This window comes from Clostridium sp. D46t1_190503_E9, from assembly GCF_015555225.1.
GTDB lineage: Bacteria > Bacillota > Clostridia > Clostridiales > Clostridiaceae > Clostridium.
This window is the reverse complement of sequence record NZ_JADNKB010000008.1, coordinates 164,028-187,364: the sequence shown is the minus strand read 5'-3', so window position 1 is coordinate 187,364 and position 23,337 is coordinate 164,028. Positions and strand designations below refer to the sequence as shown.

21 protein-coding genes are annotated in these 23,337 nt (G+C 27.8%); 17 read left to right on the top strand and 4 right to left on the bottom strand.

Annotation, left to right across the window (positions count from 1 at the left end):
• Positions 1–51: 51 nt before the first annotated feature.
• From I2E83_RS11225 to I2E83_RS11205, 5 genes are all read left to right on the top strand, one after another.
• On the top strand, positions 52–594 hold the full coding sequence (locus I2E83_RS11225) for a DUF4342 domain-containing protein (protein WP_195262920.1): 543 nt from the start codon (positions 52–54) through the stop codon (positions 592–594).
• A gap of 129 nt (positions 595–723) precedes the next feature.
• A complete protein-coding gene (locus I2E83_RS11220; protein ID WP_207733748.1) occupies positions 724–1,023 on the top strand; it encodes a hypothetical protein in 300 nt (99 codons plus the stop codon).
• A 210-nt stretch (positions 1,024–1,233) separates the two neighbouring features.
• Positions 1,234–1,773 (top strand): ubiquitin, encoded by a 540-nt coding sequence (locus I2E83_RS11215; RefSeq protein ID WP_195429836.1) that lies wholly within the window; start codon positions 1,234–1,236, stop codon positions 1,771–1,773.
• Positions 1,766–2,446 carry a response regulator transcription factor gene (locus I2E83_RS11210; protein WP_195429833.1) on the top strand — a complete coding sequence of 227 codons (681 nt, stop codon included), beginning with the start codon at positions 1,766–1,768 and terminating at the stop codon, positions 2,444–2,446. Before I2E83_RS11215 ends, I2E83_RS11210 begins: the two co-directional genes overlap by 8 nt.
• Positions 2,439–3,689, top strand: coding sequence for a HAMP domain-containing sensor histidine kinase (locus tag I2E83_RS11205; protein ID WP_195429832.1), 1,251 nt, complete (start codon positions 2,439–2,441; stop codon positions 3,687–3,689). Before I2E83_RS11210 ends, I2E83_RS11205 begins: the two co-directional genes overlap by 8 nt.
• A gap of 126 nt (positions 3,690–3,815) precedes the next feature.
• Here the strand turns inward: I2E83_RS11205 and I2E83_RS11200 are convergent, their stop codons facing one another.
• The gene (locus I2E83_RS11200; RefSeq protein ID WP_195429829.1) at positions 3,816–4,655 is read right to left on the bottom strand and encodes a helix-turn-helix domain-containing protein; all 840 of its coding nucleotides are present in this window, start codon (positions 4,653–4,655) and stop codon (positions 3,816–3,818) included.
• A gap of 143 nt (positions 4,656–4,798) precedes the next feature.
• On the opposite strand from I2E83_RS11200, the gene I2E83_RS11195 reads away from it, so the two are divergent.
• The 3 genes from I2E83_RS11195 to I2E83_RS11185 all read left to right on the top strand — a co-directional run bounded on the left by I2E83_RS11195 (position 4,799) and on the right by I2E83_RS11185 (position 8,058).
• Positions 4,799–5,860: a cell division protein FtsZ gene (locus tag I2E83_RS11195; RefSeq protein WP_195262925.1), complete on the top strand. Its 1,062-nt coding sequence runs from the start codon at positions 4,799–4,801 to the stop codon at positions 5,858–5,860.
• A gap of 558 nt (positions 5,861–6,418) precedes the next feature.
• Positions 6,419–6,856 (top strand): helix-turn-helix transcriptional regulator, encoded by a 438-nt coding sequence (locus I2E83_RS11190; RefSeq protein ID WP_347708059.1) that lies wholly within the window; start codon positions 6,419–6,421, stop codon positions 6,854–6,856.
• A gap of 32 nt (positions 6,857–6,888) precedes the next feature.
• The gene (locus I2E83_RS11185) at positions 6,889–8,058 is read left to right on the top strand and encodes a macrolide family glycosyltransferase (protein WP_195429827.1); all 1,170 of its coding nucleotides are present in this window, start codon (positions 6,889–6,891) and stop codon (positions 8,056–8,058) included.
• 106 nt (positions 8,059–8,164) lie between these two features.
• Here I2E83_RS11185 and I2E83_RS11180 read toward each other — a convergent pair whose 3' ends face one another.
• Complete coding sequence (locus I2E83_RS11180) at positions 8,165–8,920, bottom strand: MurR/RpiR family transcriptional regulator (RefSeq protein WP_195429826.1); 756 nt, start codon at positions 8,918–8,920, stop codon at positions 8,165–8,167.
• Positions 8,921–9,105: 185 nt separating this feature from the next.
• Between I2E83_RS11180 and I2E83_RS11175 the strand changes: the two genes are divergently transcribed.
• From I2E83_RS11175 to I2E83_RS11155, 5 genes are all read left to right on the top strand, one after another.
• Positions 9,106–10,428 (top strand): 6-phospho-alpha-glucosidase, encoded by a 1,323-nt coding sequence (locus tag I2E83_RS11175; protein ID WP_111927970.1) that lies wholly within the window; start codon positions 9,106–9,108, stop codon positions 10,426–10,428.
• Between the two features lie 164 nt (positions 10,429–10,592).
• Entirely contained in the window at positions 10,593–12,152 is a 1,560-nt protein-coding gene (locus I2E83_RS11170) for a PTS transporter subunit EIIC (protein ID WP_195429825.1), read from the top strand.
• Positions 12,153–12,464: 312 nt separating this feature from the next.
• Positions 12,465–13,793 carry a 6-phospho-alpha-glucosidase gene (locus I2E83_RS11165; RefSeq protein WP_195262930.1) on the top strand — a complete coding sequence of 443 codons (1,329 nt, stop codon included), beginning with the start codon at positions 12,465–12,467 and terminating at the stop codon, positions 13,791–13,793.
• A gap of 29 nt (positions 13,794–13,822) precedes the next feature.
• A complete protein-coding gene (locus tag I2E83_RS11160) occupies positions 13,823–15,382 on the top strand; it encodes a PTS transporter subunit EIIC (protein WP_195262931.1) in 1,560 nt (519 codons plus the stop codon).
• A gap of 102 nt (positions 15,383–15,484) precedes the next feature.
• A complete protein-coding gene (locus I2E83_RS11155) occupies positions 15,485–16,291 on the top strand; it encodes a MurR/RpiR family transcriptional regulator (RefSeq protein ID WP_195262932.1) in 807 nt (268 codons plus the stop codon).
• A 148-nt stretch (positions 16,292–16,439) separates the two neighbouring features.
• Here the strand turns inward: I2E83_RS11155 and I2E83_RS11150 are convergent, their stop codons facing one another.
• Entirely contained in the window at positions 16,440–17,066 is a 627-nt protein-coding gene (locus I2E83_RS11150) for a hypothetical protein (RefSeq protein WP_195429824.1), read from the bottom strand.
• A 232-nt stretch (positions 17,067–17,298) separates the two neighbouring features.
• On the opposite strand from I2E83_RS11150, the gene I2E83_RS11145 reads away from it, so the two are divergent.
• From I2E83_RS11145 to I2E83_RS11135, 3 genes are all read left to right on the top strand, one after another.
• Complete coding sequence (locus tag I2E83_RS11145) at positions 17,299–18,420, top strand: SGNH/GDSL hydrolase family protein (RefSeq protein WP_195262934.1); 1,122 nt, start codon at positions 17,299–17,301, stop codon at positions 18,418–18,420.
• A 13-nt stretch (positions 18,421–18,433) separates the two neighbouring features.
• A complete protein-coding gene (locus tag I2E83_RS11140; RefSeq protein WP_195262935.1) occupies positions 18,434–19,516 on the top strand; it encodes a GDSL-type esterase/lipase family protein in 1,083 nt (360 codons plus the stop codon).
• Between the two features lie 199 nt (positions 19,517–19,715).
• Positions 19,716–20,735: a glycoside hydrolase family 130 protein gene (locus I2E83_RS11135; protein ID WP_195429823.1), complete on the top strand. Its 1,020-nt coding sequence runs from the start codon at positions 19,716–19,718 to the stop codon at positions 20,733–20,735.
• A gap of 71 nt (positions 20,736–20,806) precedes the next feature.
• Here I2E83_RS11135 and I2E83_RS11130 read toward each other — a convergent pair whose 3' ends face one another.
• Positions 20,807–21,946, bottom strand: coding sequence for an SLC13 family permease (locus tag I2E83_RS11130; protein WP_195262937.1), 1,140 nt, complete (start codon positions 21,944–21,946; stop codon positions 20,807–20,809).
• A gap of 182 nt (positions 21,947–22,128) precedes the next feature.
• On the opposite strand from I2E83_RS11130, the gene I2E83_RS11125 reads away from it, so the two are divergent.
• Complete coding sequence (locus I2E83_RS11125; RefSeq protein WP_195262938.1) at positions 22,129–23,088, top strand: tRNA-dihydrouridine synthase family protein; 960 nt, start codon at positions 22,129–22,131, stop codon at positions 23,086–23,088.
• The last annotated feature ends 249 nt before the right edge of the window (positions 23,089–23,337 follow it).

Genomic DNA, 23,337 nt, shown 5'->3' with positions numbered 1-23,337 from the left:
AGTATTATATAACCATGATGAATGATTAATAAATACATGGAGGTAAATCAAATGGAAAGAAATGAAATGATTGAAATTATAATTGCAAAAGCTAAGATAACTCGTGAAGAGGCAATAGATGCTTTGGAAAAATGTAACTGGGATGTTGTAGATACTATTATATATCTAGAGAGAAATGGGAAAATAGAAAATAATGAAACTACTACAATAATTGAAGTTAAAGAAGAAGATCAAAAGCAAGAAAAAAATGAAAATAGTAAAAGGTATAAAGAAGGATATGGTGGAATTGGAGAAATCATAGGTAGAATATTTAAATTTATAGGTAAATTTATAAAAAAGGGGAATGAGAACTTTTTTGAAATAAAAAAAGATAATGAAAAGCCAATAAGAGTATCAATAACAGTATCAATACTTCTATTAGTATTTTTATTTGCACCAACTATAGTATTATTAGTAATTGGACTATTCTGTGGATATAAATATTCATTAGCTGGTGCTAATATTAATTATGATGGAGTAAATAGTGTTTTTGAAAAAGCATCAGAATCAGCAGATACTATTAAAAAGGACTTTAAAGAAGGCTATGAGAAATAATGAATGATAATTAGACTTAATGATATGTATTAACTTTCCGATTTTTATAATGACATCTTATAATTTCTGAATTGCCAATTAAATTATCATTAGCAATCAATATTTTTAGCACTAATACTATTTATATCATTGCCTAACATTGTTAGTGCAAGTACTACATCTAATTATTATAAGCCTATACCAACTATTTCAAAAACATATACAGAGGGTTTTCATAAATTTAATAATGCAACTGATGTTGATATAGGCGTAACACTACTTACTCAAGTTCCTACTAAAATTATGATTCTTGATGAAGATATGAATATTCAATTTATTAGCTCAATACCATATAACACTAGATTTTATCTCCGTAATATTGCACCAAAAAAAATAATAGCAATAATTGGTGATGGCGAAGTAGCACTATCATTTGAAAAAAGTAAATAGATTATACTATAAAATTATCTAAATACCGTATATTAAGAAATGAATATACGGTATTTTTTATTTCGAAATAATATCAAATTGGTTATGAGATTATTATTTGTAAAAGTATTGTGCAATTTATTAAAAAATTAATATACTTATCATAAGTAAAATAGTAAAATTTAAATAATATATGTTATTTTTATATGCCATAGATATGGAGGTTTATTTATGGATAAGCATAAGCTAGTAGAGAAATTAAGAAAAAAAACAAATATAAGTTATGAGGAAGCTAAAAAAGTTTTAGAAAATAGCAATTGGGATATATTAGATGCTTTATTGTACTTAGAGGAAAGTGGAAAAGTTGAAAAGCCTTCTGTTAGCATTTTTTATACTAATGAAACAAGATATACTGGAGAAATACAAGTTATTAGAAATAATGAAGAATATAAGTATAAAACTAACAGCAGTTTTCAAGGAATATTTGAAGCTATATGTAAGTTTATAGATACATGTAATAATATTTTCCTAGAGATAAAAAAGGCAAAGAAGATATTTTTAAAGATTCCACTTACAGTAGTGATTTTACTTTCGTTTTTTATGTTTTGGATTATTATTCCTTTAATTATTGTTGGACTATTTTTTGATATAGAATTTTATGTTTATGCAAATAGTATCAATACAGATAAAGTTAATAAGATACTAAATGAGATTTCAAAATATGTAAAAGATATAAAAGAGAAGTTTAAAAAGGGTGTTAAGAATGACTAAGATTTTAATAGTTGAAGATGAAGAAAAGCTAGCAAGGTTTATTGAACTTGAGTTAAAACATGAAGGATATGAAGTAGTAAAAGCTAATAATGGAAGAACAGGTCTTGAAATTGCAGAAAAAGGTGAGATGGATTTAATCCTACTTGATATAATGCTTCCAGAAATCAATGGTCTTGAAGTATTAAGAAGGCTTAGAAGAATTTCAGATATTCCAGTTATAATGCTTACTGCAAGAGATGCGGTTATGGATAAAGTTTCAGGCCTTGATGCAGGTGCAGATGATTATATAACTAAGCCATTTGCAATTGAAGAATTGCTTGCAAGAATAAGAACAGCGCTTAAAAAGAGAATAGTTACAGTAAAAAAGGATGAAGACATATTAAGATGTGGGTTATTATCATTAGACAAAATGAAGTATAAGGTAATTTATGATAGTACAGAAATAGAGCTTACAAATAGAGAATTTACTTTGTTGCAAATATTAATGGAAAACAAGAATATAGTACTAACTAGAAATACACTTATGGAAAAGGTATGTGGATATGATTATATTGGAGAAACAAATGTTATAGATGTTTATATAAGATATTTAAGAACAAAAATAGATGATATGTTTAAAGTAAAAATAATAACTACAGTTCGTGGTGTGGGGTACGTAATTAAGGATGAGTAAAAAGATTAAAAACAAAAATGTTACATCTATTGCAATAAAGTTAAATTCCATTTTTATAAGAGATTTATTTTTTAAGTTTATTTTAATTGATATATTTATAATTATTATATTTATTGGTATTTGGTGTGTTGAAAGTGAATTAAGTTTTTATGGTGAATTTATAAAAAATGCTCAAAGGTCTTTTAACTTTTATCCTATAGAAACAGCAACTTATAAAGTTGTCTTTGATGATGGAAAGGTCATGATTAAAGAAGCTAGTACTTTTTTAAATCTTGTTATAAGAGCTATTAGTGTTATTGGAATCATAGAATTTATTATGCTATTAAATGAAATAATATTTGGTACTTCAAAAAATAGAAAAGTTTTAAAACCACTTAATGAAATAGCAGAAACTGCAAGTAGACTTAGTGATATGGCTTTTGATGAAGAAAAATTTCATAGTCTTGAAGATGCTATATCTAAGATTAGTCCAATTGCATCTGATGAAAGAATTCATATTGGAGATAGTGAACTTCAGGGGTTAGAGGAAGCAATTAATAACTTATTAGATAGAATGAGAGAATCTTATAGACAACAAGCAAGGTTTGTTTCAGATGCTTCACATGAGCTTAGAACTCCTATTTCTGTAATTCAAGGATATGCAAATATGCTAGATCGTTGGGGAAAAGATGATGAAGAAGTATTAGAAGAATCTATTGTAGCTATAAAAAGTGAATCAGAAAATATGAAAAACTTAGTAGAGCAGTTGTTATTTCTAGCTAGAGGTATTAATGGTAAAACTCAACTTAAACTTAGAGGATTTTCACTTAATGATATGATGAAAGAAGTATTAGAAGAATCTCAAATGATAGATAAATATCACACATACACATATATAGATTCAGAAGATATAAAAGTTTATGGTGATATATCCTTACTTAAACAAACAGCTAGAATATTAATAGAAAATGCAGCAAAATACACGGATAAACGTGAAGAGATAATATTAAAATGTGGCAAAAATGATAATAATGAACCTTATTTTTCAATTCAAGATAATGGAATAGGAATGGATGAAAATGACGTAGTTCATATATTTGAACGCTTTTTTAGAGCAGATACTGCAAGGGTTAGAAAAAATGGTGGCACAGGGCTTGGACTCTCTATTGCTAAATGGATTATTGATAGTCACAATGGATATTTTAGCGTCTTGAGTAGGAAAGAAATAGGTACGAGAATAACTGTTTTTCTTCCAGAAAGATAAGAAATGTACTTAAATAGTAAACTATGTACAATATTGATAGATGTAAATTTGAAAAAGTACAATATTAAATGTAAGCTCTACGACAAATGTTGTAGAGCTATAATTTTCATTGAGATAAAAATGTAACTAATTAACTTTTAATGCTTGAAATAGTCTAGCAAAAAATCCTTTATTTGCATCTTCCTCCATTTCAACTTCACATTTAGTATAATAAGCATCTTCCATAACTCTTTTAAAGGATTTAACTTCATTTATTAAACGGTCATTATTATTTGAAGATAGCTTAGTAAAATCATCAAAATTATTTTTGAAATCAATTATTAACTCTTCATTTTTATTATCAATTTTAGTTGATATAAACTCTTTAGCATCATTAATTATATTATTATGTATATCATTATTAACTTCATTGATTTTATCTAATTTAACAGTTAGGTATTCTGTAATTTCCTTAGATAAATCATTTTTAAGTTCATTAAGTTTTTTATTTTGAGATTCAATAATCATTGAACTAATGTTATTAAGATATAGGGAGTTTACATTTTGTAAATCGTTAATTAATTGGTCTTTAAAAATATTTAGTTGAATTTGTTGATTTTCTTTAATTAAATCAATTAATTCTTCAACAGATAATAAGTTTCCTTCACTATATTGAAGCTCACTATCATTTAAAGGTAATTTGTTATAATATTCATATATTTCTTTTATTGACATGCCTCTATTTTTTAGTTTTATTAAAAGTTCTAGTTTATCTATATCATTATCTTTATAGCGTAATTCTTTATCTAGTATTTCGATTTTTAGTATATCGTCAAATATGTTAGTGTAGTATTTTATATTATCTATACTTTCATTTAATAAGTCAGATACTTGATCTATAGAATAATATAATATTTCTCCTCTTTTTTTATTTAGGATTTTAGAATTGATTTTTTGATTACTTATGTATTTTTCTTTATTATCCATAATAATTTATTCACCCCATTATATTTTCGAACGAACAATAGGATAGCTTAAGTAATAATTATAATTTGATTAAAAAATAAATATAAGGTTATTTTACTTTTTACCGATAATAAATCTATATAGTATGATAGAGGAGAGTTATTATGGAAAAAGACAAAATGTTATTAGTTTCATTAGGGCAAGGTGCTGGAAATATAGTAGATGGACTATTAAGTAAAAATCCAAGATATAATGGATTATTTATAAATAGCAGCTTATTTGATATTAAGCCATTAAGAAATGCAGATATAACAAAAAATGTATATGTTTATCCTGGAGAAGATGGTTCAGGAAGAGATAGAAATAAATCTAAGGAAATGATTAAAGACAACGTCAATTCATTAGCAGCGTTATTAAGTAAATATCCGTTAACAGAAGCCATAGTAGTATTTACAACTATGGCGGGAGGGACAGGCTCTGGTGCAATAAAAACATTCATACAAATAGCGAAAAAAGTACTAAAAAATGCAAAGATTAATGTAGTAGCTATTTTACCTAGCTTAAAGGAAGATGAGCTAGCATTTAAAAATACTATAGAATGTTGGAATGACATAAATAGTGTAATGAATTTAATAAATGACGTTAAATTTGTAGATAATAATAGAAGGAATACATATAAAGAAATAAATAATGAAGTAATTGAAAGTTTAGATCTAGCCTATAATATAATAGGTATTCATGCTGATGGTTGCATTGATAATAAAGATTCTCTAAGAATAAATACTGCAGAGGGATCAGGGCTTATTTTAAAGTTATATGATGGATTAAAGGATGTTAAAACAGCTGTTGATTTAGCTATAAAAAATAGTGTGTTTGTTCAACCAGATATATATGATTGTGATTACTTGGGAATTAATTTAAAAATTGATGGATACGATCCATATGAATTATCTAAGCTATTTGAAGTTTATAGAAGTACATATATAACATATAATGATAAAAATAATATAGTAGTTCTTGGAGGATGCGAAACTCCTACCGAATCAATAAATTTAATAAAGATGGCATTAGATGATAAAAATAAGAGAAAATCAGCACGAAATAGAAAAAGAAGCGTTATTATTGATGTTAATACAGATGATGAAGACAATATTAACATTGAGGAAATGGTTGTAGCTACTAAAAGTGATTTAAATAGTTTATTGGATGAAAACTATAATTTTTAGTTATATAATACATAAAAATACATATAAATAATGTAGTTTCCTTGTTATAAGGAAATTTATAAAAAAGTGACAGCAAATCTACTATAATCTTAGATTTGTTGTCACTTTTAATATTATCATAAAAATTTAAAAGAATTAAATCAAAAGTTTTTAATTTTTATCTTGTAAATTATATACTATGGTATAGAATTTACTTTACTTGATTATTTCCCTTATCCTTGTTATTGTTGTCTCTATTTTTCCCAAAGTTACTTTTATTATTCTTATTTTTGTTATATTGAGAACTACCCATATATATCACCACCTTACTTTAATATTTATTATTTGCGAAAAAGTTTTTGATATTCTATAAAAGCAAGTGTAAATTAAAGCAAATTAGTAATATATAGCTTATTTGTTTGTAGTAGCAATGCAAGGTAGTTTAGAGAAAAATTTTTGTATAATTATTTATTAATTTTTGTATAATTAATTAAAAATAATGCTATGAATATATACTTTGATGTTAAGATTGGTTGATAGAAATTAAGGGTAAAGTTAAATATAATAAGTATGAAAGGTATGATAAATATGATTTGCGAAAATTTAAAAAGATTAAGAAAAATATATCAATATACTCAAGAGCAATTAGCAGAAAAGATAAATGTTTCAAGGCAATCTATTGCAAAATGGGAAAGTGGTGAATCTGCACCTGACATAGCTAGTTGTATTGAACTTGCAAAATTATATAATGTAACAATAGATAATTTAGTTAGCCATTCAGAAGAAGAGACAGGCATTGTAATACCACCAAAAGGAAAATACTTTTTTGGAGCTGTTACAGTTGGTGAACGTGGACAAATTGTTATTCCTAAAGATGCAAGAGAAGTTTTTAATATTAATTCAGGAGATAAGTTATTAATATTAGGAGATGAAGATAGAGGTCTTGCTATTGTACATCAGAGAGACTTAATAAACTTCATAGGGGAAATAGGAATTCCAAGAAAAAATGATGATTAATAGTAAAATAAATTGATAAGGGATGGGTTAATATGAGTAAGATAATATTTTTTTGTATTCCTGCAAGTGGACATACAAATCCTACAATTGAAGTAGTAAGAGAATTAGTAAGTAGAGGCAATGAAGTATGGTATTATTCATTTAATGAATTTAAAGATAAAATTCAAGATGCAGGTGCAAATTTTATAAGTTGTGATGATTATCTTCCAGAATTAAGACCAGAAGATGAGAAAAAAATAGGTAAGGATTTCCCTGCTTTAATAGAAATGGTAGTGGATACGACTATATCTCTAGATAAAAAAGTATCTGCTGAATTAGAAAGTATTAAGCCTGACTGTATTGTATCAGATTCTTTATGCTTTTGGGGGAAATTATTTGCTAAAAAATTGAACATTCCTTATATATGCTCAACAACAACTTTTGCATTTAATAAATATACAGCAAAAATGATGAAGCAAGGGCCTAATGAAATTATACGTATGATTTTGGGCATGGGAAGAATTAATAAAAAATTAGAACTATTAAGAAGTCATGGATATTATGTTAAGGACTTTGTTTCTATGATTCAAAATGATAATGAAACAAATACTATTGTATATACTTCAAAAGAATTTCAACCAATGGTAGATACATTTTCTTCTAAGTATTATTTTGTTGGGCCATCAGTTGCAAATCTTGAAGTTAAACAAGGAGAAAGAATACGCAAAAAAATATACATTTCACTTGGAACTGTAAATAATAAAAATATTAAATTTTATCAAAATTGTATTAAGGCATTTAAAGATTGTGATATAGATGTTGTTATGTCTATTGGAAAGGGTACTTCAATTTCAGAATTAGGTACTATACCAGATAATTTTGAAGTTAGAAATAGTGTAGAACAAATTAAAGTACTTCAGGATATAGAGGTATTTATTACTCATTGTGGAATGAACAGTGTTAATGAAAGTTTATATTATGGAGTTCCTATGGTTATGTATCCTAGGCAATCAGAACAAGGAATGGTATGCAGAAGAGTTGCTGATTTAGATGCTGGAATAGTTTTAAAGCGTAATAGTCCTAAATGTATTAAGGAAGCAGTGTTAGAGGTTTTTAGTAACCATAAATATAAAGAAAATGCAGAAAAATTAGGGAAGAGTTTTAGCAGTGCAGGAGGATATAAAAAAGCCGCAGAAGCTATATTAAAAATTATAGAGAATTAATAGTTAATAGAATATGGAGATATCTCAAAAAAATAGTTTTGAGATATCTCCTAAATTTATAACCAAGCGCTGCTATTAAAGAAATCTTTAATATTTTTATATTACTTTAATAGATATATTTTTCAAGGTATCTAAAAAATATATATTCTGAAATTATTAAAGCTTGAGTACGAGAAACTATATTATAATTCTCGTGAACAAAAGATGTTGAAGTAACATAAAGAGATTTATCAGCAAGTTTTGATTGAGAATTATTGCTTAAATCGGTAAGCGATATTATTTTAGCACCTCTAGTTTTGGCTATATTTAATGCCTTTAATACTTGTATAGTTTCTCCTGACATAGAGACTGCAAATATAAGATCATTAGATGTTAAAGATGCAGCAGCTATGTACATCATACTACTATCATCATAGTTAAATGCTGTTTTTCCTATGGTTCTAAATTTTTTTGCCACCTCAGAGCAAACTATTCTAGATGAGCCTTCTCCAAAAAATTCTATTCTATTTGCATTATGTAAAAGATATAAGATTTCTTCTAAAATATCTTCATTAATAAGTTCAATAGATTTATTTATATCTTTAAAAAGGTTAGGTGAATTTTCATTAAAGTGATTGTTAAAAGTTTCTTCGGTGTTTTTTATATTTAATACAAAAGATGCTTTAAATTCTGCAAAACCTGAAAAACCTAATTTTTTGCAGAAGCGAACTATAGAAGCTGGAGATGTATAGGTATTTTCAGCTAAATCATTAATTTTAATTGATTTAATATCATTAGCATTTTTCATGCAAAAATTTAAAATGTCTAATTCATTTTTATTTAGTTTATCCGTATTTGTACTTATCATTTTGTAGAAATCCATTGTTTGTCCCCTTTTAAGTTAGTGATAGTCTTATAGTGAAAATTATTTCATCAAATGAAAATTTTTTAACTTTTGAATAAAATTGATAAAGGCTTCAAGAGCCTTTAAAAACATTTTCATACCTAATATAATTATACCTGTAGCCGGTACTACAAACAATAATTTAATCTAAGGAGTTGGTAGAGATGAAGAAATTTAATGTGACACTAGTTGGTGGAGGAAGTACTTGGACACCGGGTTTATTACAAACACTATGCAAATTAAAGGAAAGATTTCCGTTAAATAAATTAGTTTTATTTGATATAAATGAAGAAAGACAAGCAGTTATAGGAGAATTTGCTAAAGTATTATTTAAAGAAGAGTATCCTGAATTAGATTTTAAATATACAACTAAGGTTGAAGAAGCATACAATGAGGTTGATTTTGTATTTATGCAAATGAGAACTGGTGGATATGAAATGAGAGAAAAGGATGAAAAGATACCACTAAGCATGGGACTAATTGGACAAGAAACTTGTGGTGCAGGTGGATTTGCTTACGGGTTAAGATCAATTAGAGATATGATTAATACAGTTAACGATATCAGATCTTATTCAAAAGATGCATGGATATTAAATTATACTAATCCAGCAGCAATAGTAGCTGAAGCAATTAGAAGAGAATTTCCAGAAGATAAGAGAATACTTAATATCTGTGATCAACCTGTAAACCTTTTAAGATCTTATGGAAGAATATTAGGTAGAGACTCAAAGGATTTTGAACCAGTTTATTTTGGATTGAATCACTTTGGATGGTTTACTAACCTTTATGATTCAGAAGGTAATGACTTAGTACCAGAATTGAAGAGTTTGATAAAAGAAAGAGGGTTCTTACCAGTTGATGCCGAACAAAGAGACCAATCTTGGTTAGATACCTATGGCATGGTTAAGAACATGTGTGAAGATTTTAGCGATTATCTTCCAAATACTTATCTTCAATATTACTTATATCCAGATTACAAGGTAAAAAAATTAAATCCAGAATATACAAGAGCAAATGAAGTTATGGATGGTAGAGAAAAAAGAGTATTTGAAGAATGCCAAAAAGTAATTGAGCATGGAACTATGGAAGGATGCGAGATGGTCCATAATGATGCACATAGTGAATTTATGATTCAAGTTGCAGAATCTATAGCATATAATCAAGGAAAAATCTTTATTGTAATAGTAGAGAATAATGGAGCAATATCAAATATTCAAGATGATGCAATGGTAGAAGTCGCTGCAGTATTAACAGCTAATGGACCAAGACCACTTAGAGTAGGTAAGATAGGAACTTTCTATAAAGGTTTAATGGAAGCACAACTAGCTTATGAAAAATTAGCTGTAGATGCTTATTTTGAAGGATCTTATGCAAAGGCACTTCAAGCATTAACTTTAAATAGAACAATTGTAGACGCATATAAAGCAAGAAAAGTTTTAGACAAATTGATTGAAGCAAATAGGGAATACTGGCCAGAATTTAAGTAATGATTAAATAAATTAAAAATATTAAAAGAGGATATAAGTTAATAGATTAACTAAATAATACAATGGCAAAGTTGACCTGATTGAGGTATATGTGGAATAGAAAGAAAAATAACAATATCTTAGTCAGGTCATATAAATATTATAAAGAGGGAGAGATATAATTTATGAAAGATTCGAAGTATTTTGCAGCTTTTCAACAATTAGGAAAGGTTCTTATGACACCAGTTATGTTATTACCAATAGCAGGTATTTTACTTGGGATTGGAGCAGCATTTACAAGTACAAATTTAGTAAGTACATTTCCAGTTCTTGCAAACGATTACTTAAAGCTAATCTTTAATTTGTGTAAATCAGCAGGAAATTCAGTGTTTAACTTCTTACCAATAATATTTGCTGTTTCTATAGCAATTGGATATGCAAAAAAAGAAAAGGGGATAGCGGCATTAGCTTCAGTGATAGCGTTTGTAACTATGCATAATGTTATGAGTACATTATTAATACATTTAGGAAAGCTTGATCCAAGTAACTTAGCTACAGGTCAATCATTAGTTTTAGGAATACCTTCATTGGATGTCGGAGTATTTGGTGGAATTATAGTAGGTTTTATGGTAGCTTTTCTACATAATAAATTTTATAATATTGCATTACCACCAGTATTAGGAATTTTTAGTGGAACAAAATTTGTACCAATGATTTCAATATTATGTTCAGTAATTTTAGGTTTTATAATGGCGGGAATTTGGCCAGCAATTCAAGGGGGATTAACTTCATTAAGCAATTTAATTAATTCTACAGGTGCATTTGGAACGGTTATTTACGGTTTATCAGAACGTGCACTTTTACCTTTTGGATTACACCACTTTGTTTATTTACCATTTTTCTTTACTAATTTAGGTGGATCAGCAATAATTGATGGAAATATAGTAGAGGGGGCAGTTAACATATACCAAGCTCAATTGGCTTCTCCTTCAGCCATGTTTGATATTGATGTAACAAGATTTATAATGAATGGTAAAATAATTGTGGCTGCATTTGGTTTAACAGGTGGGGCTTTGGCAATGTATAAAACTGCAAAGTCAGAAAAGAAAAATATAGTTAGGGGATTAATAATTGCTGCAGCAATACCAGCGTTCTTTACAGGCATTACAGAGCCAATTGAATATTCATTCTTATTTGTAGCACCAATGTTATTTGTTGTTCATTCACTTTATTCAGGACTTGCATATTTCTTAACTTATATCTTACAAGTAAACGTTCCAGGAACATCAGCATTTGGGGGACCGTTCTTAAGTACGATATTTAATGGTATAATGCAAGCTGATAAAGGGTCAAACTGGATTTGGATACCTATTTTGGGTGTTATTTTCTTCTTTCTATACTACTTTACATTTAAATTTATGATATTAAAGTTTAATTATAAAACTCCAGGAAGAGAAGATGATGTAATAAATGAGACATCAGAAAATAATAATTTATCTAAAGCAGATATACTATATGATATTATAGAGGGACTAGGTGGACAAGATAATATACTGCACGTGGATGCATGCTTCACAAGATTAAGAGTAAAGGTTAAAAATAAAGAAATTGTAGGTGATGCAAATCTTTGGAAAAAGCTTGGAGCTAATGGGGTTGTTCAAGTAAGTGATGGTGTACAAGTTATCTATGGTTCTAAAGCGGATGTATACAAAACTCAAATCAGAGAAGTATTAGGGGTTGAATAAATAGATTAAAAGTTAATTAGTAAATACCTTATTATAAATTTTACAATAAAAAATCGTCTTTTAACGAAGAAATTATATAGATAAAAAATCTCTCAATTTTAAATTGAGGGATTTTTTATATTAAGTAATAAATTTTGAATCAGATTTAAATTTCAGTGATCTTTTTATTTTTTAGAAAGCCATGAGCAACAAAAAATTTCATAATGTGAAATTTTTTAATTTTTGTTTATGTAAAGTGATATAGTATAAACATCAAGAGAAAACATTTACAAAACATTTACAAAAAGATTTACAAAAAGGGAGATGATTGCAATGAAAAAAAATGCAGTAGTTATTGTTGGTGCAGGAAGCACGCACACACCAGGTATAATACAAAGTTTATTACAAAAAAAGGATGATTTTCCTTTAAGAAAATTAGCACTATTTGATATTGATGAGAAAAGATTAAATTTAGTATATGATATTATGAAACAATTTATTGGAGAAACTTATCCAGATCTTGAAGTAATTGTAACAACAGACGAAGAAAGAGCTTATACAGATGTAGATTTTGTTTTTGCTCAAATTAGACAAGGTGGATTAAAATTAAGAAGTTCAGATGAAAAGATTCCATTAAAATATGGAGTAGTGGGACAAGAAACTTGTGGACCAGGAGGATCAATTTCTTATGGTATTCGTTCAATTCCAGCTATAATTCATATGATAAAGACGGCAAAGAAATATTCTCCTAATTGTTGGGTACTAAATTACTCTAATCCAGCAGCAGTTGTTGCAGAAGCTACAAGAAGAGAATTTAATAATGAGAGAGTACTAAATATATGTGATATGCCAACAGCTATTCTTTTATCTTATTCTAAAATGTTAGGTTTAGAAAGCTGGCAATCTTTAGATCCATGTTATTTTGGACTAAATCATTTTGGATGGTTCACAGCTTTATTTGATAAAGATGGAAATGATCGTTTACCAGAATTAAGAGAAATGATATTAACTTCTGGAATGACAGCTTCAAGTGATAAACATCATAAAGATCCAGATTGGCAAAAGACATGGAAGCAATATGCTAAGATAGTGAAAGATTATCCAGATTATTTACCAAATAGTTATCTTCAATACTATTTATATTCATCAGATATGGTATCTAAAATGAATATAAATCGTACAAGAGCAGATATGGTTATAGAAGGCCGTGAAACAGAAATGTTTGAAGAACACAAAAAATACTTAGAATCACCAGAAACTTATAAGAGCCCATTACAAGAATTTACAGTATTCGGAGATTTTATAGTTGATGCAGCAGCATCTATTGCATACAATAAAGGAGAACGTTTCCTAGTAATCGTGGAGAATAATGGGGCTATTCCTAATATTCCAGCTGATGCTATGGTAGAAGTACCAGCATATATACGTTCATGGGGACCAGAGCCTGTATCAATATCTGCAATACCAACTTTCTATAAAGGAATGATAGAAAATCAAGTAGCTTCAGAAAAATTAGCTGTTGATGCATATTTTGAAAATTCTTATGAAAAAGCATTACAAGCTATAGCAATAAATAAAACTGTACCATCTACAACAGTTGCAAGACAAATATTAGATGATCTAATTGAAGCAAATGGTGAGTACTGGCCAGAGTTAAAATAGTATTGACTTCAGATAAAGGGGAGATTTTTATGGATAAGCAAAAATTATTTAGCTCATTTCAAAAGCTAGGTAAAGTTTTAATGGCACCAGTTTTATTACTTCCTATTTCAGGAATACTTGTTGGAGTAGGAAGTGCATTCACTAATGCGAGCTTAGTTAAAGTAGCTCCGTTTTTAGGAAATGACTTTTTCTCTTTACTTTTTCAACTTATGAAAGATGCGGGGAACGTTGTAAATAATAATATTTCAATAATATTTGCAATATGTATCGCTTATGGATATGCTAAGTCAGAGAAAGCTACAGCAGCATTATCAGGTTTCTTAGGATATATGACAATGAATACTGTTATGGGGAGCTTCTTAATTGCTAGGGGAATTATAGATACAAGCAACTTACTAACAGGTCAAAAGGCAATTTTAGGTGTAGTAACACTAGATACAGGAGTATTTGGTGGAATAATAATTGGTCTTATAGTAAGTTATCTTCATAATAAATATTATAAGATTCAATTACCACCAGTATTAGGTATATTTAATGGAACTCGTTTTATACCAGCAATTACTATTATCGTAGCAAGTTTTGTAGGAATAGCTTTATCATTTGTTTTTCCACCAATACAAAATGCTTTACAGCTTTCTTCTGAATTCATTAACGCAACAGGCGTATTTGGAGCCTTTGTATATGGATTTGCTGAACGTATATTGCTACCTTTTGGGTTACATCATTTTATATATCTACCATTCTTCTTTACATCACTTGGTGGAGTAATGGAGATTGGCGGTCAAACAGTAGAAGGTGCAGTAAATATATATAATGCTATATTAAATACTCCAGGAGCGATGTTTGATATCAACATAAGCCGTTATGTAATGAATGGAAAAGTATTATTTGCAATGTTTGGTTTGGTTGGAGCAGCACTTGCTATATATAAAACAGCTCATAAACAAAATAGAAAAAAGGTAGCTTCCCTTATGATAGCTGCAGTAATACCTTGTGCATTAATGGGAATTACAGAACCATTAGAATATAGCTTCCTATTCGTAGCACCTATACTTTTTGGAGTGCACGCATTATTATCAGGTATAGCTTATATACTTACTTATATTGTTTCATTTAATATAGCTGGACCATCAGCATTTGGAGGACCATTACTATCATGGATATTCAATGGAATACTAAATGCAGATAAAGGATCAAATTGGTATTGGTTACTTATTCTTGGACCTATATACTTTGTTATATACTACTATGTATTTAAATTTGTAATAATTAAGTTTGATTTAAAAACTCCAGGTAGAGAAGTTCAAGAAAGTAAAGATGAAGTAGTAAGCGAAAGTTGTACAGGTGATTTAATTCCTAGAATAGTAGAAGCTGTTGGTGGCAAGGAAAACATTTTAAAAGTTGAAGCATGTTTTACAAGATTACGTTTATCCTTGAAAGATAAATCAATAATAAAACCAAATGAGTACTTTAAAAATGAATTATCTGCTAATGGAATCGTTAAGGTTGCAGATGGAGTACAAATAATTTATGGTAATAAGGCTTCTGTTTATAAGACTGAAATGAGAGAATTTTTAGGATTAGAATAATAATAATACAAAAAATATAGGTTAGTTTTCACTACCCTATATTTTTTGTATTATAAGCATGTATAATATAAATTGTATATATTAAATAAAGCGGAGGGAATCATGTACTCATTTTTTTCTAATTTGAAAAGATGTGTAGAAGAAATAACAGAATATTCTTCTACTGATAGTTATATAGCTCAATTTATTTTACATAATCATGACAAGATACCTAAAATGACTATATTTGACATTGCAAAAGAATGCAGCACGTCAGCAGCTACGGTAACTAGATTTTGCAAGCGCGTCAACAATTCAAGTTTTAAGGAATTAAAAGAGGATGTTGTAGTCTATAACGAATTTTTAGAAGGTGAAATAAATCATAAGAGTATTGATAATAATGAAATAGATATGAATAGTAATGAGATTTTAGAAAACTATTTTGAATCAGTTTATAAATCATTTAATGAAACTAAAAAGTTAATTAATGAAAACAAATTGGTTAGAGCAGTTGAATGGATTTATGAAGCTAAATCTATTTATGTTTTTGGTAGCTCTTTTTCTAATATTGTTGCTAAAAATTTGAGTGAAAAATTTACTCGCTTAGATAAAACTACGTATTCTTTTCCTACATTAAAAAGCCAACTATTAGCTATAGAGAATATGAAAAATGATGATGTTGCAATAATAATATCATTTTCAGGTACAACAAGACATATAAAACAGATACATACAATGTTAAAAGAAAAGAATATAAGGGTAATTTGGATTACATCTCAAAGGGAAACCAATAACTCATTTAAGGAAATAAGATTATTAGTGAGTCCAATAAAAATGGATTATTTCCAAACTGCAATAATTCAAGATCATGCATTAAATAGTGTAGTTGATATTTTATATATCTATTATGCGCAATTGTATAATCAATAATTATAGCAAATTAAAGTAAAGAATAATTTGTGGTATATGGGAGCTGTCACACAATTTTTAATTTTATATGCTACATTAAATGGATTTATAAGACAGCTCCCTAGATTTATATATTTTAAGATATTATATTTATTACTACATGTCTATATTAATTCACACCATCTCTAGTGCAAGTATACTTAAAAGGGGGCTGAGTTTGAAGGTAAAATCCATTTCTAACTTGAGAAATCCAGTTTTGAAAAATTTCTAACCATGCGTTGCTATTGAAGAAGTCTTCTAAAGGTAAATTTGGATTCCATTCTAATAATAAGAAAGGTCCTATTCCAAAGGACCAAATTCCAGTTTGTTCAACAGTTGATTCTCTAATTAAAAGCATAGGAAGGCCGAATTGAAAAGCCATAGCAGGTTCAATTTGTGCAAAAGGGCTACCTTCCCAAGTTGTAAAATTTAGCTCTTCACCTAAATTGTTTTCTAGAGCTCTAACTTCTCTTTGAGCAAGGTTAAGAGCTATAAAACCATAACTTGATAATATCATTCTTCTTATATTAGTTAGAGGTGGTTCAGGGTATTGTTCAGTAACTGGCAAAGTTCTTGGAAATAACAAAGCTTTTTTTATTTCTATAATAATTCTGCTTACAAAGTCTTGCTGAGTTGAGTTTAACCTACTTGGATGGCTAAGAAACACTGGGATTCTATATAGAAGCCTTGAACATTCTTGTATTATATTAGTGCTCATTGGCGTAAAAGTATTTTCGGAATTTAGTTTACTTAACATATCTAGTTCATCTCCATAATAATTATTATTTTATCTTTTGATATATACTACAGTATATAAAATGTGCAAGTGAAATGTTAATTAAAATAGATACTTTTCTAAAGTAATAAAAAATAAACAATTATTCAGATTTATATATAATAAATAAGGAACATATATACTTTCAATAAATAAAGATATACAATTAATATATATTTTACAAGTTATATTGACGTTTTCAAGGAGGTTTAATATGGATTATATAATTACTGAAGAAATGATAAAGAATTCATTAGTTAGTAAAGGTGATACATTAAGACTTGCTAAAGTTTTAATGAAAGCAGGAAGTGGACAGGATATAACAGTAGCTTTTTTAGGTGGGTCTATAACGCAAGGCTGTAATGCAACGAAGCAAGAAGATTGTTATGCAAGCAGGACATATTTATGGTTTAAAGATACATTTAGTAATATAAATATCAATTTTATAAATGCAGGGGTTGGAGCAACAGGATCAATTATAGGAGTTCATAGAGTCCAAAAGCAGGTATTGGATAAGAATCCAGATATAATATTTATTGATTTTGCTGTAAACGATAAAAGTACTAATTATGATAAAGTAGCTTATGAAAGTTTAATAAGAAGAATATTATCAGTAGAAAATCCTCCAGCTATAGTGGAAGTGTTTATGAGTAATTTTGATGGAAGCAATGTACAAGCACAACAAATAGAAATTGGGGGAAAATATAATATTCCAATGATAAGTTTTAGAGATACCGTACACTCAGAAATAGAAAAAGGAAATTTAAAATGGCAAGATGTAGCTAGTGATGAAGTTCATCCAAATGATTATGGTCATTTCATAATATCAGAGTTACTAATTGATTTTATGAAAACCATATTAGCTGATATTAATAAAGAAGATAATACTGAAGTGATAGTAAAAGAAGTTGAGTCTGTAAATCCAGTCTTTGGAGAAAGATATAAGAATGGAATTATAAAAAATAATAAAACCATAGATGTTAATAAAATAAAAGGTTTTATTGAAGATTCTGAAGGCTTCCAGGTTTTTCAGCATGGATGGAAATGTAGTTTAAAAAAAGGAAATACAGCTTTTTTAGAAGTTGATATTGAATGTAAAGATTTATTTTTATTATATAAAAAATCAGTTAAAGATTCAGCAGGCAAAATAGAAGTAATAGTAGATGGAAATAATCCAATTATAATTGATACTTATTTTGAAGATGGATGGGGAGATTATTCAGCAACAGAGTTATTAGTTGAATTTGAAAATATATCTAATCATAACATTAAAATAAATGTACTTAATGAAGAAAAGGAGACAGAAACATATATAATGGGATTTTTAGTATCTTAGGAGGTGAGAGTTTATGTACTTAGAAGAACTTAATAAAGAAGATTTTGAATTTATAGAAGCCGATAATTCTCATTATAAATATATGGGAAGAATTGATTTTGAAAATTCTAAGGCTCCAACAATTATTTATGCTGGTAGTATGATAAAAATTAAATTTAGTGGGACAAGTTTGAAAATTGCTTTAAAGAATTATCATAGCCATTATGAAAATGCTATTGGATTTATTATTGATGATGAAATAGAAGGTAAGGTAGTAATAAAAGAACATTATAAAGATATAGTAATAGATATTGCAGAAGGTTTAGAAGATAAATTGCATGATTTAGTTTTATATAAAAGGTCTGATGCAGCACATTATTTTGACTTTTACGGAATTATAATAGATAAAAATTCTTATACTGAAGCAGCAAAGAAAAACTATAATAGAAGAATTGAGTGTTTTGGTGATTCAGTTTCAGCAGGAGAAGTATGTGAAGCTATTGATTACGTTGGTAAAGTAGATCCGGAAGGTCATGAGGGAATTTATTCTAACGCATGGTATTCATATTCAATGATAACAGCAAGAAACTTGGGAGCAGAAATTAATAATAATGCTCAAGGTGGAATTGCAGTTATGGATGGAACAGGGTATTTTAACCCATCAAGAGGATATTTAGGGGCTGAATCTACTTATGATAAGCTTAGATACAGTTCAGAGCTTGGTGAATGTAATGAGTGGGATTTTTCAAAATATACACCACATGTAGTAATTATGGCGCTAGGGCAAAATGATGCTCATCCTGAAAATTATATAGATGCTGATAAAGAAAAAAGAGAAGTGTGGAAATCTAAATATGCTGAAATAATAACAGATTTAAGAAGCAAATATCCAAAGGCTCTGTTTATAGTTATAACAACTATTTTATGCCATAGTAATGGCTGGGATGATGCTCTTGATGAAATGGTTGATAAGTTAAATGATGAAAAGATAGTTAGATATAAGTTTAAAAGAAATGGATGTGGAACTCCGGGGCACATAAGAATTCCAGAAGCAGAAGAAATGGCAACTGAATTAACTAACTATATAGAATCTTTTGGAGAGGATATATGGAAGTAAGTTTGTTGTTTTAAAATATAACATTATTACAGAAATATAAACAATAATAAAGTATAAATAACATAAATATAGAAATTAAAGCCAATAGATAGTAAATTTAATTTGTAATTGTTAACAAGTTTATTTAGCTTGTAGAGTTATTAATTTATGATTAGTAATAAATATTTAATTTAAAAATGGCAAGATTGGGAGGATCTTTATGGAGAATGTAAAGATATTTGGAGAAAAATTAAGTAATATACCTTGGCAAGAAAAGCCAGAAGGTTTTGATGGAGTAGTATGGAGACACGATGGTAATCCAATTATAAAATGGAATCCTACAAAAAAATCAGCAAGAATATTTAATAGTGCAGTATTACCATATGAAGATGGATTTATAGGAATATTTAGAGCGGACCATAAAAATGGTAAGCCACAATTACATGTTGGTAGAAGTAAAGATGGACTAGATTGGGATATTGAGGATGAAGAAATTCATTGGAAAGATGAAGAAGGTAATGACTATCAACCAAACTATTCTTATGATCCTAGATTAGTTAAAATTGAAGATACCTATTATATTGTTTGGTGTGCTGAATTTGGTGGAGCTGCACTTGGACTTGGAACAACTAATGATTTTAAGGAATTTGTTAGACTTGAAAATCCATTTATTCCTTTTAACAGAAATGGAGTTTTATTTCCAAGAAAGGTTAATGGAAAATACATGCTTTTAAGTAGACCAAGTGATAGTGGACATACTCCATTTGGAGATATATTTATAAGTGAAAGTCCAGACTTAGTTCACTGGGGAAGACATAGAAGAGTTATGAGTAAAGGTGGATCAGGCTGGTGGCAAGGAACTAAAATTGGAGGAGGAGCAACTCCAATAGAAACATCAGAAGGATGGTTAATGATTTACCATGGTGTATCTGGAACTTGTAATGGATTTGTTTATAGCATGGGAGCAGCTATTTTAGATAAAGAAAATCCTTCAAAAGTTTTATATAGAACAAGAGATTACTTATTAACTCCAGAAAAGGATTATGAAACAACAGGATTTGTTCCAAATGTAGCATTCCCTTGTGCAACATTACAAGATGCTGAAACTGGAAGAATAGCTATTTATTATGGAGCAGCAGATACTTATGGAGCAGTAGCATATACACAAGTTGATGAGTTAGTCCAATATATAAAAGAAAACTCAGAATTAGTATATGGGGATGACATAGAGTTTAGATAGGCATTATTAAGTGTAAAGAAATAAAAGAAGAGTTCTTGCTTGATTAGAAAACAAGTAAGAACTCTTTTGATTTATATTTTAATCATAATATAAATTATTGGGACTAATATTAATAATCCGCAAAGATTATATAAGGTAAAGCTTTTTAAGAATTTTCCACTACTTTCAGGATATTCTTTTATATAAAGTTTATATGAGATAACACTAGCTAATGAAGCTATAAGTGTACCAAGGCCTCCTATATTAACTCCAAGCAAAAGTTCTTTATAATATGGAGTAAATCCTGAAATAAGCATAGTTGCAGGTACATTACTTATACCTTGACTTACAATTATTGATGAAAAGTAAGTACTTTTACTAGAAGAAAGTATTGATTCCATAATATTTTTAATATAATCCATTGAAGATATATTGCCTATAAATATAAAGAAACAAATAAAAGTTAATAATAAAGAGTAGTCCACTAACTTAAATAGTTCTTTATTTAAAAACAATACTGTAATAATTGTTAAAATAAAAGTGAGTTTATAATCAATAACATGAAATACTGATAGTAGTATTATTAAAAGTAATATTAGGTATATTATAAATTCTTTTAGGTTAGAAATTTTTATAGTTTCTACTGTAAAAGAGTATGTATTATTATCACTTTTTAAAATTATTGCTATTAAAAATAAAATTGAAAGCATCACCAATGGAAGTGTTATTTTAAAGAACTCTACTGGATTAACTTCAAAAAATGAATAGATAAAAAGATTTTGAGGGTTACCCATAGGAGTTAGAGAACTTCCTAAATTAGCAGCAATTGTTTGAAATATTATTATTTTAAAAGGGTTTATTTTTATCTTTTTTCCAATTATTAATGTTAATGGTACAAATGTAATTAAAGCAACATCATTTGTAACAATCATAGAAGAAAAGAAAGTTAAAAATATTAAAGTAAAGCATATGGATCTATAGCTTGTACATTTGGACAATAAGGATGTAGCAAAGGAATCTAATACTTTTAATTCCTTAAAAGCAGCTACAATAAGCATTAAATTAAATAAAAGAACCAAAACATTAAAATCGATATATTCTAATTTAGGCATAGAAAAAAATGAAGATACAATTGCTAATGTTAATGCAATAATTAGCAAAATATCTTTTTTTATAAATGTAATAATTTTTTCAGTGAATTTAATTTTTTCTAGATTTAATATAGAATTCATTTAAAACCTCGCTGTAAATTTATTTATGCAAAATACTTAATAAATTTTACACTAATGAAGTTATTAAATTCAAGTGGTAAGAATAATATACATTTTATTAATATTAAGTAGATAAGAGGCTATAAGGCTGATATAATGTTTCTTGAAATCTTTATATAAAGAATATAGTAAGGAGTTATTCTATGAAATATTATTTAGCACCAATGGAAGGAATCACTGGATTCATATATAGAAATACATATAAAAAATTTTTTAATGATATTGATAAGTATTTTACGCCATTTATTGTTCCAACAAGTAGTAAAAGTTTTAAGACTAAGGAATTAAGAGATATTTTGCCTGAAAATAATAAGGGCATTTATATAGTTCCCCAAATACTTACTAATGATTCTGAAGGTTTTATTACTACTGCTAGAAAGTTACAACAATTAGGTTATAACGAGATTAACTTAAATTTAGGATGTCCTTCAGGAACAGTAGTTTCTAAAAATAGAGGATCTGGGTTTTTAGCTAAAAGAGATGAGCTAGATATGTTTTTAGATGAAATATATAAAATAGATGATATGAAAATTTCAATAAAAACTAGAATAGGAAAAGATAGACCAGAAGAATTTTATGAATTAATAAAAATTTATAATAAATATCCCTTAGAAGAATTAATTATTCATCCTAGAACTAGAGAAGATTTCTATGGAAATAAACCTAACTTAGAAGTGTTTAAAGATGCCCTAACATTAAGTAATAGTAAAGTATGTTATAATGGTGATATTTTTAAATTAGAGGATTATAATAAATTATCAACAGAGTTTCCTGAATTAAATACAATAATGTTAGGAAGAGGAATATTAGCAAATCCAGGGCTAATTAATGAAATTAAAAATAATATAAATTTAGATAAAAAAGTATTAAAAGAGTTCCATGATGAAATCTTCAATAATCATAGAGAAGTGTTTAAAGATGATAATATTGCACTTTATAGAATGAAAGAGCTATGGGGATACATGATTTACATATTTTCAGATAATAAGAAATACGCTAAAAAAATAAAAAAATCACAAAAGGTAGAAGATTATAATGAAGCAGTTTCAAGTTTATTCAATGAACAAGAAATCATAAAAGGAGCAGGACTGTTTAGTAATTAATATAAAGGCTATGATAAATAGTATATGTTCCATAAGCTAAATAGCTGTGCAAAGAAGTACTAGGCTTGGAAAAACTACTATGCCAAGAGTTTTGGTTAACTCGCTGTGCTCAAACAAACCAACAACACTAAGGCCTAGTAGTTCTTCCTTCACCAAGTACTTCTAATTGCTTGCTATATGCTTATTCCACATATGCTATTTATCTTCGCCATCTTATATTAAGTATCTAAATTAATAATGAAAAGAAGG

Excerpts from the sequence above, each read along its gene's own strand:
- I2E83_RS11225 (WP_195262920.1), top strand. The coding sequence starts at position 52 with ATGGAAAGAAATGAAATGATTGAAATTATAATTGCAAAAGCTAAGATA.
- I2E83_RS11215 (WP_195429836.1), top strand. The coding sequence starts at position 1,234 with ATGGATAAGCATAAGCTAGTAGAGAAATTAAGAAAAAAAACAAATATA.
- I2E83_RS11210 (WP_195429833.1), top strand. The coding sequence starts at position 1,766 with ATGACTAAGATTTTAATAGTTGAAGATGAAGAAAAGCTAGCAAGGTTT.
- I2E83_RS11205 (WP_195429832.1), top strand. The coding sequence starts at position 2,439 with ATGAGTAAAAAGATTAAAAACAAAAATGTTACATCTATTGCAATAAAG.
- I2E83_RS11200 (WP_195429829.1), bottom strand. The coding sequence starts at position 4,655 with ATGGATAATAAAGAAAAATACATAAGTAATCAAAAAATCAATTCTAAA.
- I2E83_RS11195 (WP_195262925.1), top strand. The coding sequence starts at position 4,799 with ATGGAAAAAGACAAAATGTTATTAGTTTCATTAGGGCAAGGTGCTGGA.
- I2E83_RS11190 (WP_347708059.1), top strand. The coding sequence starts at position 6,419 with ATGATAAATATGATTTGCGAAAATTTAAAAAGATTAAGAAAAATATAT.
- I2E83_RS11185 (WP_195429827.1), top strand. The coding sequence starts at position 6,889 with ATGAGTAAGATAATATTTTTTTGTATTCCTGCAAGTGGACATACAAAT.
- I2E83_RS11180 (WP_195429826.1), bottom strand. The coding sequence starts at position 8,920 with ATGGATTTCTACAAAATGATAAGTACAAATACGGATAAACTAAATAAA.
- I2E83_RS11175 (WP_111927970.1), top strand. The coding sequence starts at position 9,106 with ATGAAGAAATTTAATGTGACACTAGTTGGTGGAGGAAGTACTTGGACA.
- I2E83_RS11170 (WP_195429825.1), top strand. The coding sequence starts at position 10,593 with ATGAAAGATTCGAAGTATTTTGCAGCTTTTCAACAATTAGGAAAGGTT.
- I2E83_RS11165 (WP_195262930.1), top strand. The coding sequence starts at position 12,465 with ATGAAAAAAAATGCAGTAGTTATTGTTGGTGCAGGAAGCACGCACACA.
- I2E83_RS11160 (WP_195262931.1), top strand. The coding sequence starts at position 13,823 with ATGGATAAGCAAAAATTATTTAGCTCATTTCAAAAGCTAGGTAAAGTT.
- I2E83_RS11155 (WP_195262932.1), top strand. The coding sequence starts at position 15,485 with ATGTACTCATTTTTTTCTAATTTGAAAAGATGTGTAGAAGAAATAACA.
- I2E83_RS11150 (WP_195429824.1), bottom strand. The coding sequence starts at position 17,066 with ATGTTAAGTAAACTAAATTCCGAAAATACTTTTACGCCAATGAGCACT.
- I2E83_RS11145 (WP_195262934.1), top strand. The coding sequence starts at position 17,299 with ATGGATTATATAATTACTGAAGAAATGATAAAGAATTCATTAGTTAGT.
- I2E83_RS11140 (WP_195262935.1), top strand. The coding sequence starts at position 18,434 with ATGTACTTAGAAGAACTTAATAAAGAAGATTTTGAATTTATAGAAGCC.
- I2E83_RS11135 (WP_195429823.1), top strand. The coding sequence starts at position 19,716 with ATGGAGAATGTAAAGATATTTGGAGAAAAATTAAGTAATATACCTTGG.
- I2E83_RS11130 (WP_195262937.1), bottom strand. The coding sequence starts at position 21,946 with ATGAATTCTATATTAAATCTAGAAAAAATTAAATTCACTGAAAAAATT.
- I2E83_RS11125 (WP_195262938.1), top strand. The coding sequence starts at position 22,129 with ATGAAATATTATTTAGCACCAATGGAAGGAATCACTGGATTCATATAT.